We start from the raw sequence: 15,525 nt of genomic DNA, 5'->3' as shown, positions 1-15,525 counted from the left end.
CGTGGAGCGGCTCGGGGTCTGACCGGGCCCACGGGGCTGTCGGCGCGGTGGCGGGGCGGTTCGGGCCTGGGCCGGGCGGGGTCGCCCGGTTTCGTCCGGCCTGTCCGCGCTGCGGTCGCGGACCTGCGCCCAGGTGATCGTCGTGGGGCGGCTCGGGGTCTGACCGAGCCCACGGGGGCTGTCGGCGCGGTGGCGGGGCGGTTCGGGCCTGGGCCGGGCGGGCCGGCTGGTTTTGTCCGGCCCGTCCGGTCTGCGGGCGGGCGGGTCGGCTGGTTTTGTCCGGCCCGTCCGGTCTGCGGGCGCGTGGTTCAGGGGCTGATCGAGTTCACGAGGGTTGCCAGTGCGGTGGCGAGGGGGTTCAGGCCCGGGCCGGGTGGGCCGGACGGTTCCGTCATGTAGGTGTCCCGCCGGATCTCCACCATCAGGGCACCGACGCGGGCGTCCGTGCCGTAGAAGTCCAGCGGCACGTACGTCCCGGCGAACGGGCTGTCCAGGCCCGTGCCGCCGCAGTCGGCGAACGCCTTGCGCGCGGCCTCGGTCAGCTCCGGCGGGGTGTGGAAGGCGTCCGTGCCGAGGCAGACCGGCGGGCGCGGGCCGGTGCCGTGGAGTTCGTACGGCAGCGGCTCGGACGGGTACGAGTGGACGTCGACGATCACGGCCCGGCCGGTCGCGGCCAGCCGGCCGGCCACCGCCTGGGTCATGGCCGCGGCGTACGGCCGGAAATAGCGGGCGAGCAGCGGCTCCGGGTCGGTGTCCGCGGGCCGCAGCATGCCCCGCTGCGTGGTCCGCGTGTACACGGCGCCCATGCCGACCGCCGCCATCTCCTCCCGCTCGTCCGGGAACCGCTCAGGGTCCACCACCAGCCGCGACAGCCGGTTCACGAACCTCCAGGGCCGCATCCCGGCGAGCGCGGCGGCCCGCTCGGCGATCTCGGCGGTGTGCGCGTCCGTGATCCGGTCCAGCTCTCGCTCCAGCTCCCCGTCGTCCAGCACGATCCCGGCGCGCACGTCATCGGGTATCGCCCGCGCCGAGTGCGGCACGTGCAGCAGCACGGGGGAGTCCGGATCACCGGGCAGGAGGTCGAAGGGGGTCACAGGCCGCTCCAGGGCGTCGTCGGTGGCATCGTGCGTGATCAAGGTGCCACACCCCACTGACAACGGCCCGCGGCACGCACGACCGCGCCCCGGCCGGGCGGTGCCGGCCGGGGCGCGGTCGTGCGGGCGCCGTGGGCGTCAGCTCAGGGACGCGAGGGCCTCGTTCCAGGTGGCCGACGGGCGCATGACCGCGTCCGCCTTGGCCTTGTCAACCTGGTAGTAGCCGCCGATGTCGGCCGGGGAGCCCTGGACCGCGATCAGCTCCTCGACGATCTTCTGCTCGTTCGCGGCGAGGGTCTCGGCGAGCGGCGCGAAGGCCTTGGCCAGGCCGGCGTCGTCGGTCTGCTGCGCCAGCTCCTGCGCCCAGTACAGCGACAGGTAGAAGTGGCTGCCGCGGTTGTCGATGCCGCCGACGCGCCGGGTCGGGGACTTGTCCTCGTTGAGGAAGGTCGCCGTGGCGCGGTCCAGGGTGTCGGCGAGGACCTTGGCGCGGGTGTTGCCGGTGGTCGCCGCGTACTGCTCGAAGGACGGCACCAGGGCGAAGAACTCACCGAGGGAGTCCCAGCGCAGGTAGTTCTCCTTGACCAGCTGCTGGACGTGCTTGGGCGCGGAGCCGCCGGCGCCCGTCTCGAACAGGCCGCCGCCCGCCATCAGCGGGACGACCGACAGCATCTTGGCGCTGGTGCCCAGCTCCAGGATGGGGAAGAGGTCGGTCAGGTAGTCGCGCAGCACGTTGCCGGTCACCGAGATGGTGTTCTCACCGCGGCGGATGCGCTCCACCGACAGCTTGGTGGCCTCGACCGGGGACAGGATGCGGATGTCCAGGCCCTCGGTGTCGTGCTCGGGCAGGTACTGCTTGACCTTGGCGATCAGCTGCGCGTCGTGGGCGCGCGTCTCGTCCAGCCAGAACACGGCCGGGTCGCCGGTGGCGCGGGCGCGGGTGACGGCCAGCTTGACCCAGTCGCGGATCGGGTCGTCCTTGGTCTGGCAGGCGCGGAAGATGTCGCCCTGCGCGACCGGCTGCTCGATCAGCACGTTGCCGGCCTGGTCGGTCAGGCGGACGGTGCCGGCGGCCGGGATCTCGAAGGTCTTGTCGTGGGAGCCGTACTCCTCGGCCTTCTGCGCCATCAGGCCCACGTTCGGGACCGAGCCCATGGTGGACGGGTCGTAGGCGCCGTTGGCCCGGCAGTCGTCGATGACGGCCTGGTAGACACCGGCGTAGGAGGAGTCCGGGATCACGGCGAGGGCGTCGTGCTCCTGGCCGTCCGCGCCCCACATGTGGCCGGAGGTGCGGATCATGGCCGGCATCGAGGCGTCGATGATGACGTCCGACGGCACGTGCAGGTTGGTGATGCCCTTGTCGGAGTCGACCATCGCCAGGTCCGGGCCCTCGGCGATCTCGGCGTCGAAGGAGGCCTTGATCTCGGCGCCCTCCGGCAGGTTCTCCAGGCCCTTCAGGATGCCGCCGAGGCCGTCGTTGGGGGTGAGGCCGGCCGCCTTGAGGGTCTCGCCGTACTTCGCGAACGTCTTCGGGAAGAAGGCGCGCACCACGTGACCGAAGATGATCGGGTCGGAGACCTTCATCATCGTGGCCTTCAGGTGCACGGAGAACAGGACGCCCTCTTCCTTGGCGCGGGCGACCTGCGCGGCGAGGAAGGTGTTCAGCTCGGCGACGCGCATAACGGAGGCGTCGACGACCTCGCCCTGGCGGACCGGTACGGACTCCTTCAGGACGGTGGTGGTGCCGTCCTCGCCGACCAGCTCGATCCTGAGCGTGCCCGCCTCGGAGATGACGACGGACTTCTCGGTGGAGCGGAAGTCGTTCTCGCCCATGGTCGCCACGTTGGTCCTGGACTCGCCGGACCAGGCGCCCATGCGGTGCGGGTGGGTCTTGGCGTAGTTCTTCACCGAGGCCGGGGCACGGCGGTCGGAGTTGCCCTCGCGCAGCACCGGGTTGACGGCGGAGCCCTTGACCTTGTCGTAGCGGGCGCGGATCTCGCGCTCCTCGTCGGTCTTCGGGTCGTCCGGGTAGTCCGGCAGCGCGTAGCCCTTGGCCTGCAGCTCGGCGACGGCGGCCTTCAGCTGCGGGATGGACGCCGAGATGTTCGGCAGCTTGATGATGTTGGCCGCGGGGGTCTTGGCCAGCTCGCCCAGCTCGGTCAGCGCGTCGGGGATGCGCTGGTCCTCGTTCAGGTACTCCGGGAAGACGGCGATGATGCGCCCGGCCAGCGAGATGTCCCGGGTCGTCACGGGCACACCGGCCTGCGAGGCGTACGCCTGGATCACCGGCAGGAACGAATGCGTCGCCAGGGCCGGGGCCTCGTCTGTGTAGGTGTAGATGATGGTCGAGTCAGTCACCGGGTGCTCCGCTCCACGTCTGCAACATTGCTCGACATCAAGATATCTCGTGACCGGGGTCGGCTCGACAGGGGTCCTGGCCGGAAAAATCGCCACCGGCCATCTCGCGCGCGATCCAGTGGCAGATCACGTTCACCACGTACACGTGTTCGTCCCGGGTCAGGGTCCGCCCCTTCGGGATCCCGTGCCAGCGCTGGAGGCAGCCCCGGCAGCAGGTGGCGGTCGCGTGCTGGGCCACGAAGACCGGATGCCCCCGGTACGGGGTCTGCTTGCCGTCCTTGTACGGCTCGGCCGGCGCCAGCCGCTTGGCGATCAGGTCGTAGGCGTGCCACCGGAGGGTCGCCGGGCCCTTCAGCCCGGCGGTCGCCCGGTCCCGCCCGCGCAGGTGGAACCGCGCCCGGAACGGCTGCCGGGCGAGGGCGTCCAGCAGCTGGTCGAGCGAGCGGGGGTCGGGGGACGAGGTCATGCTGGTTCGAGGGTAGTCCGTGACCGGAACGTCCGCCGCCGGCGGGCGCCGGCCGGCGCGGGAGGCCCGCCGTTCAGGGGCCGAGGGGCGCCCGCTCCCAGGGGCTGGGGCCGGTGCCCCGGCGCCAGGCCTCCAGGTCGTCGCCGTTCACGCAGACGATGCCGCACTGGAGCGCGTACTCGAGGGCGGGGGTCGTGAAGTCGCTCGTGGTGACCACCGCGGCGACATCGGCCTCGTGGATGGTGAAGCAGGTCCCGCCGAAGCGCTGCATGTCCTGGGAGCCGACCTTGTTGTCGTCGCCGTACTGCTTGCACTGGATGACCAGGCGCCGCCCGTCCGGGGTGAGGGCGACGACGTCCGCCCCGAGGTCGCCGGCTCCGCCCACCACCTCCACCTCGCGGCACTCGGCGAGCACGCACAGCTCCGCTATCGCCTGCTCGAAACCGTCGGGGTCGAGCGCGGTGAGGTCGACGACGGTGTCTTCGGCCGCGGTGAGGCCGGCCGTGGTGAGATCGGCCGAGGCCAGGCGGGCGGCGGGCTCGGCTGCCGGCGCGGCGGCGAGCGTGTCGGAGGCCTTGTCGGCGGCTTCCTCCAGCGCCCGGGCGGCCCGGACCGCGTACCTGCCGGCGGAGAGGCGGCGCCGGCGGGAACGGAGCCGGAGCGCGGCGGCCACGGCGAGCACCGCCAGGACCGCGGCCCAGACCGGGCGGCGTTCGACCATGCCCGCCGCCGTGCGCGCCAGGAACGCGAGGACGCACAGGACGATCGCGAGCAGGACGAAGAACATCGCGGTGCTGCGCAGGTCGAAGCGCCGACGGCGCTCCGCCCCTCGGACCTGGCGCACGGGTACGGTCATGCCGGCTTCCTCCTGACGGCGACGAAGATCTCCTGGCTACGGATGCCCAAGATCCCCGTCCGCTCCCAGGGACGGTCCGGCCGGTGCGGCTCAGTCGGCCACGGCCGCCCCGCCGGTGACGTCCTCCCCGGTGCGCTGGTGCGGGATCAGCGCCGAGCCAGGCTGGAGGGAGACCGTGCGGGTGGGGGCCGGGATGCGGATGCCCTCCTCGCGGTAGCGGCGGTGCAGACGCTTGATGAACTCGTGCTTGATCCGGTACTGGTCGCTGAACTCGCCGACGCCGAGGATCACCGTGAAGCCGATCCGGGAGTCGCCGAAGGTGTGGAAGCGGATCGCGGGCTCGTGGTCGGGGACGGCGCCGGTCACGTCCGTCATGACCTCCGTGACCACCTCCGCGGTGACCCGCTCCACGTGCTCCAGGTCGGATTCGTAGCCCACCCCGACCTGCACCAGGACGGTCAGCTCCTGTTCGGGACGGGTGAAGTTCGTCATGTTGGCCTTGGCGAGCTGGCCGTTGGGGATGACCACCAGGTTGTTGGAGAGCTGGCGGACCGTGGTCTGGCGCCAGTTGATGTCGACGACGTAGCCCTCCTCGCCGCTGCTCAGCCGGATGTAGTCGCCCGGCTGGACGGTCTTGGAGGCGAGGATGTGGACGCCCGCGAAAAGGTTGGCGAGGGTGTCCTGGAGGGCCAGGGCGACCGCCAGACCACCGACACCCAGAGCGGTCAGCAGGGGCGCTATGGAGATGCCGAGGGTCTGCAGGACCACCAGGAAACCGATGGCCAGGACCAGGACCCGGGTGATGTTGACGAAGATGGTCGCCGAGCCCGCGACGCCCGAACGGGACTGGGTGACCGTACGGACCAGACCGGCGATCACCCGGGCCGCGGAGAACGTCACCACGACGATCACCCAGACCTGGAGCACCTGGTACACGTGGTTCTGGACGGGCTTGGTGCACGGCAGGACGGCCGTGGCCGCCGCCGCGCCGCCCGCGATCGCCGCCCAGGGGACGACGGAGCGCAGCGCGTCCACGATGACGTCGTCACCGCTCCAGCGGGTGCGTTTGGCGTGCTTGGCGAGCCAGCGCAGCAGGGTGCGCGACATGAAGGCGAGCACCAGGCCGGCCCCCAGGGCGATGCCGGCGAGAACGAGGTCGTCCAGGGTCGGCGTGCGGTTCACCGGTCACCTCCGGGGCGCGGAACCGCTGCGGAGCACCACTTGTGAAGTGTCGTCACGTTGTCACCTGCTCGATGTCCGGGATGTGCGATCGCGCCGGCCGAAGGAACTCCGGTGACCGGCGCGCTCGTTCATCCTGCCGTATCCGGCACACCGGTTCGTACCAGGACCGGCGCTTCACGGACAGCCGGCTCAGACGATGCCCTCGGCGAGTTCCGCCTGGTCGCGGTCGCTGCCGTACGCCGCGGTGGTGGGCGTGCCGTACGACCGGCGGGCCACATACCACCAGACGCTGGCGAGGATCAGGACCACGGCGAGGGCGACGGAAGCGTAGTTCATCGTGTCGACCGTGACCGGCGAGGCCTGCGGCAGGCAGAACAGGACCGTCACGCACGCCACCCACACGACCGCGATCCAGCCGATCGGCCTGCTCCAGCGGCCCAGGTGCCACGGCCCCGGCCGGAACCGGTCGCCGGCGCGCAGCCGCAGGTACACCGGGATGGCGTAGGCCGGGGTGATGCCGATGACGTTGATGGCGGTCACCGCGTTGTACGCCGTCGCCGAGTACAGCGACGGCAGGGCGAGGACGCAGGCCACCACGACCGACAGCCAGACGGCGGCGACCGGGGTCTGGGTGCGGCCGCTCACCTTGCGCCACAGGTGGGAGCCGGGCAGCGCGCCGTCCCGGCTGAACGCGAACACCATCCGGCTGGCCGCGGCGACCTCGGCGTTCCCGCAGAACAGCTGGGCGACGATGACGACGAGGAGCAGCGCGCTCGCGCCGTCGGTGCCGAGACCGTCGAGCAGGATCTGGGCGGGAGGCACGCCGGTGTCGGTGGTGCGGGTGGCGTCGTAGTCCTGGATGGCGAAGGTCAGACCGGCCAGCAGCACGAAACCGGCCAGCCAGGACGCCCAGATGGCGCGTACTATGCCGCGCGAGGCGGCCACCGAGGCGTGCGAGGTCTCCTCGGACAGGTGGGCGGAGGCGTCGTAGCCCGAGAAGGTGTACTGCGCGAGGAGCAGACCGATCGCCGCGACGTACAGCGGGTTGTCCCAGCCGGTCCCGTTGACGAACTTCGTGAACACGAAGGACGGCGACTGGTGGTGGTCGGGGAAGACGGCCAGCGCGCCGACGATCAGGGCGACGCCCGCCAGGTGCCACCACACGCTGACCGAGTTGAGCACGCTGACCAGGCGGACGCCGAACAGGTTCAGCACCGCGTGCAGCAGCAGGATGGCGCAGAAGATCAGCATGGTCTTGCCGGGCGTGGGCTCGAAGCCCCACTGGAGGTTGGCGAACGCGCCCGCGAACAGGGCGGCGCCGTAGTCGATGCCGGCGATCGCGCCGAGCAGGCCGAGCAGGTTCAGCCAGCCGGTGTACCAGCCCCAGCGTCTGCCGCCGAGCCGGTCGGCCATGTAGTACAGGGCGCCGGAGGTCGGGTAGGCGCTGGTGACCTCGGCGAGCGCCAGGCCGACGCAGAGCACGAACAGGCCGACGCCGGCCCAGCCCCACAGCATCACGGCGGGGCCGCCGGTGTTCAGGCCGAAGCCGTACAGGGTCATGCAGCCGGACAGGATCGAGATCACCGAGAAGCTGATCGCGAAGTTGCCGAAGCCGCCCATGCGGCGGGCCAGCACCGGCCGGTAGCCGAGTTCGCGCAGCCGCTGCTCCTCGTCCTGCTGCGGCAGACCGGGGGAGGGCACGGGAGCGGGTGAGGGGTCGGGGGTGGGGGACACGCGGGGGACCTCCGGTATCGACGGTTTCCAACGGGCACGTGCGACGGGAACGTTCGGGGGTGGAGCGGAGGGCTGTGCGTTCGGGGGCGGGGGCGTGGGCGGACGTGGTTCAGGGGCGGGAGCCGTCCGCGGCGGCCCGGCAGCGGTCCCGGGCCTGCACGAAGATCTCCACGGCCCGGTCCCGGTCCGGGGTGCGGTACATCCACGGCGGGGGCGTGAAGTACGGGCCGATCGCCTCGAACACCCGGGCCGCCTCCGGGAACTGGAGCGAGCCCCACAGGGCGTGCGCCAGGTGGTTGAGGTCCGGCAGCGCGCGCTCGGCGGGCCGCGTCCGCTCGAACCAGGAGTCCAGCGCGCGCCGGGACTCACGGGCCGCCTCCTCCACCACCCAGTGCAGGTCCAGCGCCGCGTCGTGCCCGCTGTCCCGGCGGTAGCGCTCGACCCGGACGTACAGCGGCAGCAGGTGCAGCGCGGAACCGGGCGGCGCCTGGCCGGCGGCCCACTGCGCGTACCCGGAGGCCTCCGCGAGCCGGCCCGAACCACCCCGCACGTACAGGAACTGCAGCATCCGGTGGTGGGCCTCGCGGTTGAACGGGTCGCGCCTGCCGGCCTCGGCCAGCAGCCCCCAGGGGCCGGGCGGCAGCATCGGCTCCGGCGCTGCGGTCCGGTGCTCCTCCCAGCGCTGCTCCGGATCGAGCTGGGCCAGCGCCAGCAGACACACCCAGGGCACCGGGTCCTCAGGGGCGGCCTCGGTGGCCGACTGGGCCGCGTCCCACGCCTCGATCCACAACTCGTGGGTACGGCGGTGCCGCTCGCGCCGGGCCCGCAGGGCGCGCTCCACGCCGACCCGGGCGTGCATCACCACCGCGTGCGCGCTGTCCGGTTCCTCGGCGAGCCAGGCCCGCACCACGTCGGTGCCGGCCGCGGCCGCCGCCAGGACCTGGGTGCGCTGGGTCCACTGCCACCACTCGGTGGTCTCCGCGAGCAGGGTGCGCATGGCCATCCAGCGGCCGGTGCGCAGGTCCTGGAGGGCGGCGCGCAGGGCGTGGTCGGGGCCGGCGGGGTCGTAGGAGGGGCGGGCTCCGTCTCTGGCCATCAGCGGGCCCCCGGCCACTGGCGCACGGGCGAGGTGGCGGGGTGACGTTGCAACAGCCCTCCCCTGGGCGGTATTGAGATGCCTCGTGTGGTCGGCGGTCACTATAGAGGCGCAGGTTCCCGCCGTACCATTGTTACCAAGTCAACTATCCGGTAAGGCAAGTTGACCTGGCGGGGGAGCCTTGACGCCGGGCCCGGGCGACGGCAGGCTGGCGCGGTGATCTTCACGGCTGGAGCGGAGGACGCGCGATGACCGGACCGGTGCTCGCCGTCGACCAGGGAACGTCCGGCACCAAGGCGCTCGTGGTGTGCCCGGAACGCGGGGTGCTCGGCTCCGCCTTCGCCGAGGTGCGGCCCCGCCATCTGCCCGGCGGCCTGGTCGAGGTGGACCCGGCCCAGCTGTACGACTCGGTGGTGGACGCCGGCCGGCGCGCGCTCGCCGAGGCCGGCGAGGACGTCGTCGCGTTCGGACTCGCCAACCAGGGCGAGACCGTCCTCGCCTGGGACCCGGCCACCGGCCGCCCGCTGACCGACGCCCTGGTCTGGCAGGACCGGCGGGCCGAGACCGTCTGCGCCGGGCTCGCCGAGCACGCGGAAGAGCTGCGGCAGCTCACCGGGCTCCCCCTCGACCCGTACTTCGCCGCACCGAAGATGGCCTGGATCCGCCGCCACCTCACCCGCGAGGGCGTCGTCACCACCTCCGACGCCTGGCTGGTCCACCGCCTCACCGGCGCCTTCGCCACCGACGCCGCCACCGCCGGCCGTACCCAGCTGCTCGACCTGGACCGCACCGAGTGGTCCCCGCGCGCCCTCGACCTGTACGGCCTGGCCGGCGAACGCCTGCCCGAGGTGACCGACGCCGCCCAGCCGGTCGGCACCACCCGGGCGTTCGGCCCCGAGATCCCGCTCACCGGACTGATCGTCGACCAGCAGGCCGCGCTGCTCGCCCAGCGCGTCACCGGCCCCGGCGCCGCCAAGTGCACCTACGGCACCGGCGCGTTCCTGCTCGCGCACACCGGCGACCGCCCCCGGCGCGGCGACTCGGGCCTGGTCGGCTGCGTGGCCTGGCGGCTCGACGGACACACCGCCTACTGCCTGGACGGCCAGGTCTACACGGCCGCCTCCGCCGTCCGCTGGCTCACCGGCCTCGGCGTCATCTCCTCCGCCGCCGACCTCGACCCGGTCGGCGGCACCGTCCCCGACAGCGGCGGGGTCACCTTCGTCCCGGCCCTCGCCGGACTCGCCGCCCCCTGGTGGCGCGGCGACGTACGCGGCTCCCTCACCGGCCTCGGCCTCGACACCACCCCCGGGCACCTGGTGCGCGCCCTGTGCGAGGGCATCGCCGCCCAGGTCGCCGAACTCGCCGACGCGGCCGCCGGCGACCTGGACGCGCCGCTGGACACGCTCCGCGTCGACGGCGGCCTGACCCGCTCGGCGCTCCTCATGCAGACCCAGGCCGACCTGCTGCAACGCCCCGTGGAGGTGTCCGCGCTGCCCGACGCCACCGCGCTCGGCGCCGCCACCCTCGCCCGGCTCGGCGCGCACCCCGGCCTGAGCGTCGAGGACGCCCTGCCCGACTGGAAACCCGCCGCCGTGTACGAGCCCCGCATCAGCGCCGGCCAGGCCGCCGAACGCCGCGCCGGGTTCCGCGGCGCCGTCGCGGCCCTCCTCGGCTCGTGACGGTCACCGCGGACGGCCCGCTGCCCTCGGCGCCGTACGACGTGGCGATCGTCGGTGCCGGTGTCGTCGGCTGCGCGATCGCCCGCGAACTGGCCCGCCGCCCCCGGCTGCGCGTCGCCCTGCTGGAGGCCCAGGACGACGTCGGCCAGGGCACCTCGAAGGCCAACACCGCGATCCTGCACACCGGTTTCGACGCCGCCCCCGGCACCCTGGAGGCCCGGCTGGTCCGCGAGGGCTACGCGCGGCTCGGCGCCTACGCGGCCGAGACCGGCATCCCCGTGGAACGGGTCGGCGCCCTGCTGGTCGCCTGGGACGAGGAGCAGCGCGCCGCGCTGCCCCGGCTGGCCGAGAAGGCCGAGCGCAACGCGTACCCCGACACCGTGCTGCTGGGCCCCGAGGAGCTGTACGCCCGCGAGCCGCACCTCGGCCCCGGCGCGCTCGGCGCCCTGCACGTCCCCGGCGAGAGCATCATCTGCCCCTGGACGACGACCCTCGCCTACGCCACCCAGGCCGTGCGCGCCGGAGTGGACCTGCACCTGAACACGCCCGTGCACCGGGCCCGCCGGGCCGACGGGCACCTCCTGACCACCGGCCGGGGCACCCTGCGCGCCCGCCACCTGGTCAACGCGGCCGGACTGCACGCCGACACCCTGGACCGCGCCCTCGGCCACGAGGACTTCACCGTCACCCCGCGCCGAGGCCAGCTCCTGGTGTACGACAAGCTCGCCCGCCCCCTCGTCCGGCACATCCTGCTGCCCGTGCCGACCGCCCTCGGCAAGGGCGTCCTGGTCGCCCCCACCGTCTACGGCAACGTCCTGCTCGGCCCCACCGCCGAGGACCTGCACGACAAGCGGGCCACCGGCTCCACCGCCGACGGGACGGCCGCGCTGCGGGAGCAGGGCCGGCGCATCCTGCCCGCCCTGCTGGAGGAGGAGGTCACCGCCGTCTACGCCGGGCTGCGCGCGGCCACCGGGCACGAGGACTACCGGATCACCGCGCACCCCGGGCAGGCGTACGTCACCGTCGGCGGCATCCGCTCCACCGGCCTGACCGCGTCCCTGGCCATCGCCGCCCACGTCACCGGCCTGCTGGCCGACGGCGGTCTCGACCTGGGCCCGGTACGGGAGCCCGAGCCGGTGACCATGCCCAACCTCGGCGAGGCCTTCCCGCGCCCCTACCAGCGGGCCGACCTCATCGCCGCCGACCCCGAGTACGGCACCCTCGTCTGCCACTGCGAGCGCGTCTCCCGCGGCGAGATCCGCGACGCCCTCGCCGCCACCGTCCCGCCGCGCAGCCTGGAGGGCCTGCGCCGCCGCACCCGCGCGCGGGCCGGCCGCTGCCAGGGGTTCTACTGCGGCGCGGCGGTACGGGAGTTGTTCGAGCGGGGGCCGCGGCCATGACGGCCCCGCGGCACGTGGACGTCCTCGTCGTCGGCGCCGGCCCGGCCGGGCTCGCCGCCGCCGCGCGGCTGGCCGCCGCCGGCGCCGGACGCGTGGAGGTGCTGGAGCGGGAGGCGCAGCCCGGCGGGGTGCCCCGGCACTGCGCGCACGGCGGCTTCGGCACCTGGACCCGGCCGCTCACCGGCCCCCGCTACGCCCGCCTGCTCACCGAGGCCGCCGAACGGGCCGGCGCCACGCTCCGCACCGGCGTGACGGCGCTGGACTGGGCGCCGGCCGGTCCCGTCCTCACCACCGTCGGGCCCGGCGGACCGGAGACCGTCGGGGCACGGGCCGTCGTCCTCGCCACCGGTGCCCGCGAACGCCCGCGCGCCGCCCGGCTGGTGCCCGGCACCCGCCCCGCCGGCGTCTGGACCACCGGTGAACTCCAGCAGGCGGTCCACCTGTTCGGGCAGCACATCGGCACCCGCGCGGTCGTCGTCGGCGCGGCGGACGTCTCCTACGCGGCGGCGGCCACCGTCCGCGCGGCCGGCGCCGAGGTCGTCGCCCTGGTCACGGAGCACCCGCGCGCCCAGACCGGCAGGGCCCGCGCCCGGGCGGCCCGGCTGGGCCACGGCACCCCGCTGCTCACCGACACCACGGTCACCGAACTCCTCGGCCACGGACGGCTGTCCGGCGTCCGCGTCCGCCACCGGGACGGACGTACGGCCGTACTCCCCTGCGACACCGTGGTGTTCACCGGCGACTTCGTGCCCGAGCACGAACTGGCCCGGCGCGGCGGCCTCACCCTGGACCCGGGCACCCGCGGCCCCGCCGTCGGCACCACCCTGCACACCTCGCGCCCCGGCGTCTTCGCCGCCGGCAACCTGCTGCACGCCGTGGAGCCCGCCGGCACCGCGGCCCGCGAGGGCGCCCGGGCGGCCGGCGCGGTCCTGGACTTCCTGGCGGGCGCGCCCTGGCCGGACCCGGGCGTGCCCGTGACCGTCGAGGCGCCGCTGCGCTGGATCGCCCCGAACCGCGTCACCCCGGGCGCCGTACCCGCCCGCCACGTCCTGCGCACCGGCGTCCCGCTGTCCCGCCCGGTCCTGTACGTCCACCAGGACGGCCGGCTCCTGCACCGCCGGCGGCTCACCGCCGGCACCGCGTCACCCGACCGCACGCTGACCCTCACCGCCCGCTGGCACGAACGCGTCGATCCCGACGGCGGGCCGGTACGGGTGAGCACCGGCTGAGCGGGCGCCCCGCGCGCTCAGGGCGCGCTCAGGGCGTGTCGAACGCGCCGTGCCGCCCGGCCCCCGAGGCGAACCGCGCGGCGCCCTCCGCGCTCTCCGCCAGGACGCCCTGGCCGTGGCGGAGTTCACCGAGCATCGCCGTCCGCTCGTCCAGGCCCTCCTGGTCCAGGACCGAGGCGCGGTCGCTGCGCAGGCAGGCCTGCGGGAAGCGGGCGACGGACGCGGCGAGGGCCTCGGCCTCGGCGCGGGCGCGTCCGGCCGGGACCAGGCGGTTCACGAGCCCGATCTCGTACGCCTCACGGGCCGGGACCGGCCGGCCGGTCAGGATCATGTCCAGGGCGCGGCCGGTGCCGATCAGCCGGGGCAGCCGTACCGTACCGCCGTCGATCAGGGGCACGCCCCAGCGGCGGCAGAACACCCCGAACACGGCGTCCTCCTCCGCGACCCTGAGGTCGCACCACAGGGCGAGTTCGAGGCCGCCCGCGACCGCGTGCCCGGACACCGCCGCGATCACCGGCTTGGACAGCCGCATCCGCGTCGGCCCCATCGGCCCGTCACCGTCCTGCGCCACCCGGTTGCCGCGCCCGGTGCCGATCGCCTTCAGATCCGCGCCCGCGCAGAAGGTGCCGCCCTCGCCCCACAGCACCGCCACCCGGGCGGTGTCGTCCGCCTCGAACGCCCGGAACGCGTCGGCGAGTTCGGCGGCCGTGGGGCCGTCCACCGCGTTGCGGGCCTCCGGCCGGGAGAGGACGACCGTGGTGACGTACTCCTGCCGTTCGATCCGCACCGGCATGCGGCACCCTCTTTCATCGGCCCCGGCGCCCGGGGCGGGACGGTGATCCGTCCGTAGCCTGTCAGGCGGTCAGGCGGGCCGCCACCGAGCGCATGGCGCGGAGCAGGGCGGGGCGGGTTTCCTCGGGGGCGTCGACGGTCTCGAAGCCGTGGTGGCCGTTCGGGACGTCGACCAGTTCCAGGTGCGTCCCGCAGTCCTCGGCCGCGGTCACGAACGCCGCCACGGTGGCGGCGATCTCCGGTGTCTCGCGTCCCGCACGGAGCAGGACGACGGGCAGGGTGCCCGCCTGCTCGACCGCCCGGGCCGGGTGGAACCGGCCGCCGGTCAGCCCCCAGTTGGGCAGCGGCGCCAGGATCGGGTAGGAGGCGGCCAGGCAGCGCAGCCAGGCCGGGGGCTCCGTCAGCCAGTCCGCGGCGAGCAGGCCGCCACCGGAGAGGAACCACAGGGCCACCCGGTCGGCGTCCACCCGGGGATCGGCCCGCACCAGCTCCACCGCGGCGGCTACGTCGTCGGCGGCGCGCTCGTAGTCGGTGACGTCGTGCAGCCGGTGGTCGAAGGTCACCCCGACCAGGCCCTCGGCGGCCGCGAGACGGGCGTACCCCACCAGGGTCGGCCAGTCGCGCGGGGTCGGCCGGGACCCGGCGGGGACGGGCCCGCCGTGCACCAGGACCACGGCCGGCCGCGGGCCTTCGGCTTCGGGGACGTAGAAGTCGACGTGCCCCTTGCGGTCCCGGGGGACCTCGGGCAGGTCCAGTGGGAACGGGCGCAGGTGGGCGGGCGGTTCGCCGGCGCCGTCGGCCGGTCGGAGGCGGCGCCCCTCGCCGGCCGCGGCACGCCGCAGGACGTCGGCCAGTTCGGCGGGGCAGGACAGCATCGGCCAGTGCCCGGTGGGCAGTTCGAAGAAGGTGACGTGGGGGCCGGCCAGGGCCGCCAGGTCGGGGTCGCCGAAGTCGACGAGCCGTTGCACCAGGTCGATGCCGACGCCGTTCCCGGTGCACAGGATCCCGGTGACGGGTACGGCGGCCGCCGCTCCGGTCAGCCGCAGCGGCTGGAGCAGGGTGCCCAGCGGCTGCGGCGCGGCCAGGGCGGTGAGCCGGTCCAGTGCCGCGTCGGAGAGGCCGGCCGTACTGCCCCAGCGCTGCCACCCGTCACGGGCCGGCGGCGCCAGCGCGCCCTCCGTCTCCCCGCGTTCCGCCCGCTCGGCCAGCTGCGCGCGCAGGTCCTGGTCCGGCACGGCGGCCAGGGGCGGGACGCCGTCCCGTGGCATCCCGGCATCCAGGTACACGACCCGGGCGACGCGCTGTGCCCGGCGGTCGGCGGCACCGAGCACCGGGTGGATGCCGTAGTCGTGGCCGACGAGCACGATCTCCCGGCCGGACGCCGTGTCCACCGCGTCGATCGCCGCGGTCACGTCCGCGATGTGCGTCTCCAGGTCGACCCGGTCCGGTGCGGCGGGGCGGCCCGCGTCGACTCCGGTGAGCGGGACCGGGTGCACCTCGCCGCCCGCCGCGGCCAGCAGTTCGGCCGTCTCCCTCCACACGGGGGCGCCGGTGAACACGCCCGCCACCATGATGAACACGGTCATGGCCCTCTCCTCGGGTCCGTCGCATGACGTCACGCCGGTCGCGTACGCCGTGG

12 protein-coding genes are annotated in these 15,525 nt (G+C 74.4%); 3 read left to right on the top strand and 9 right to left on the bottom strand.

From position 1 onward, the window contains the following. Nucleotides 1–308: 308 nt before the first annotated feature. From ABZ923_RS19965 to ABZ923_RS19935, 7 genes are all read right to left on the bottom strand, one after another. On the bottom strand, nt 309–1,136 hold the full coding sequence (locus ABZ923_RS19965) for an N-formylglutamate amidohydrolase (protein ID WP_361473298.1): 828 nt from the start codon (nt 1,134–1,136) through the stop codon (nt 309–311). A gap of 96 nt (nt 1,137–1,232) precedes the next feature. Beyond that, entirely contained in the window at nt 1,233–3,452 is a 2,220-nt protein-coding gene (locus tag ABZ923_RS19960) for an NADP-dependent isocitrate dehydrogenase (protein WP_361473296.1), read from the bottom strand. A gap of 37 nt (nt 3,453–3,489) precedes the next feature. After that, on the bottom strand, nt 3,490–3,918 hold the full coding sequence (locus ABZ923_RS19955) for a DUF4186 domain-containing protein (protein ID WP_361473293.1): 429 nt from the start codon (nt 3,916–3,918) through the stop codon (nt 3,490–3,492). 73 nt (nt 3,919–3,991) lie between these two features. Further along, complete coding sequence (locus ABZ923_RS19950) at nt 3,992–4,774, bottom strand: restriction endonuclease (RefSeq protein ID WP_361473290.1); 783 nt, start codon at nt 4,772–4,774, stop codon at nt 3,992–3,994. Between the two features lie 90 nt (nt 4,775–4,864). Next, a complete protein-coding gene (locus ABZ923_RS19945) occupies nt 4,865–5,956 on the bottom strand; it encodes a mechanosensitive ion channel family protein (RefSeq protein WP_361473288.1) in 1,092 nt (363 codons plus the stop codon). 189 nt (nt 5,957–6,145) lie between these two features. Further along, nucleotides 6,146–7,690 (bottom strand): amino acid permease, encoded by a 1,545-nt coding sequence (locus tag ABZ923_RS19940; protein ID WP_361473286.1) that lies wholly within the window; start codon nt 7,688–7,690, stop codon nt 6,146–6,148. Nucleotides 7,691–7,799: 109 nt separating this feature from the next. Then, complete coding sequence (locus ABZ923_RS19935; protein ID WP_361473283.1) at nt 7,800–8,786, bottom strand: hypothetical protein; 987 nt, start codon at nt 8,784–8,786, stop codon at nt 7,800–7,802. 248 nt (nt 8,787–9,034) lie between these two features. Here ABZ923_RS19935 and ABZ923_RS19930 point away from each other — a divergent pair, with 248 nt between their 5' ends. From ABZ923_RS19930 to ABZ923_RS19920, 3 genes are read left to right on the top strand one after another with little or no spacing between them, the layout of a single operon-like run. Then, nucleotides 9,035–10,465, top strand: a complete 1,431-nt coding sequence (locus ABZ923_RS19930; protein WP_361473281.1) for an FGGY family carbohydrate kinase — start codon at nt 9,035–9,037, stop codon at nt 10,463–10,465. After that, nucleotides 10,462–11,865: an FAD-dependent oxidoreductase gene (locus tag ABZ923_RS19925; RefSeq protein WP_361473278.1), complete on the top strand. Its 1,404-nt coding sequence runs from the start codon at nt 10,462–10,464 to the stop codon at nt 11,863–11,865. Before ABZ923_RS19930 ends, ABZ923_RS19925 begins: the two co-directional genes overlap by 4 nt. Beyond that, entirely contained in the window at nt 11,862–13,094 is a 1,233-nt protein-coding gene (locus ABZ923_RS19920; protein WP_361473277.1) for an FAD-dependent oxidoreductase, read from the top strand. The genes ABZ923_RS19925 and ABZ923_RS19920 overlap by 4 nt, the downstream gene beginning before the upstream one ends. Before the next feature lie 28 nt (nt 13,095–13,122). On the opposite strand, the gene ABZ923_RS19915 is transcribed toward ABZ923_RS19920, so the two are convergent. Together ABZ923_RS19915 and ABZ923_RS19910 are read right to left on the bottom strand one after the other, a co-directional pair. Then, nucleotides 13,123–13,887 (bottom strand): crotonase/enoyl-CoA hydratase family protein, encoded by a 765-nt coding sequence (locus ABZ923_RS19915; protein WP_361473275.1) that lies wholly within the window; start codon nt 13,885–13,887, stop codon nt 13,123–13,125. Nucleotides 13,888–13,948: 61 nt separating this feature from the next. Continuing rightward, nucleotides 13,949–15,472, bottom strand: a complete 1,524-nt coding sequence (locus ABZ923_RS19910; protein WP_361473272.1) for an alpha/beta fold hydrolase — start codon at nt 15,470–15,472, stop codon at nt 13,949–13,951. Nucleotides 15,473–15,525: the final 53 nt, after the last annotated feature.

It is taken from the genome of Streptomyces sp. NPDC046881, assembly GCF_040645015.1.
In the GTDB taxonomy this organism is placed as follows: domain Bacteria; phylum Actinomycetota; class Actinomycetes; order Streptomycetales; family Streptomycetaceae; genus Streptomyces.
Note: the sequence above shows the minus strand (reverse complement) of the source record. Positions and strands in the feature narration are given on the sequence as shown.

Bases quoted from the DNA above. Each gene is read 5' to 3' on its own strand.
- ABZ923_RS19955 (WP_361473293.1), bottom strand. From the start codon at position 3,918: ATGACCTCGTCCCCCGACCCCCGCTCGCTCGACCAGCTGCTGGACGCC.
- ABZ923_RS19950 (WP_361473290.1), bottom strand. From the start codon at position 4,774: ATGACCGTACCCGTGCGCCAGGTCCGAGGGGCGGAGCGCCGTCGGCGC.
- ABZ923_RS19935 (WP_361473283.1), bottom strand. From the start codon at position 8,786: ATGGCCAGAGACGGAGCCCGCCCCTCCTACGACCCCGCCGGCCCCGAC.
- ABZ923_RS19930 (WP_361473281.1), top strand. From the start codon at position 9,035: ATGACCGGACCGGTGCTCGCCGTCGACCAGGGAACGTCCGGCACCAAG.
- ABZ923_RS19920 (WP_361473277.1), top strand. From the start codon at position 11,862: ATGACGGCCCCGCGGCACGTGGACGTCCTCGTCGTCGGCGCCGGCCCG.
- ABZ923_RS19915 (WP_361473275.1), bottom strand. From the start codon at position 13,887: ATGCCGGTGCGGATCGAACGGCAGGAGTACGTCACCACGGTCGTCCTC.
- ABZ923_RS19910 (WP_361473272.1), bottom strand. From the start codon at position 15,472: ATGACCGTGTTCATCATGGTGGCGGGCGTGTTCACCGGCGCCCCCGTG.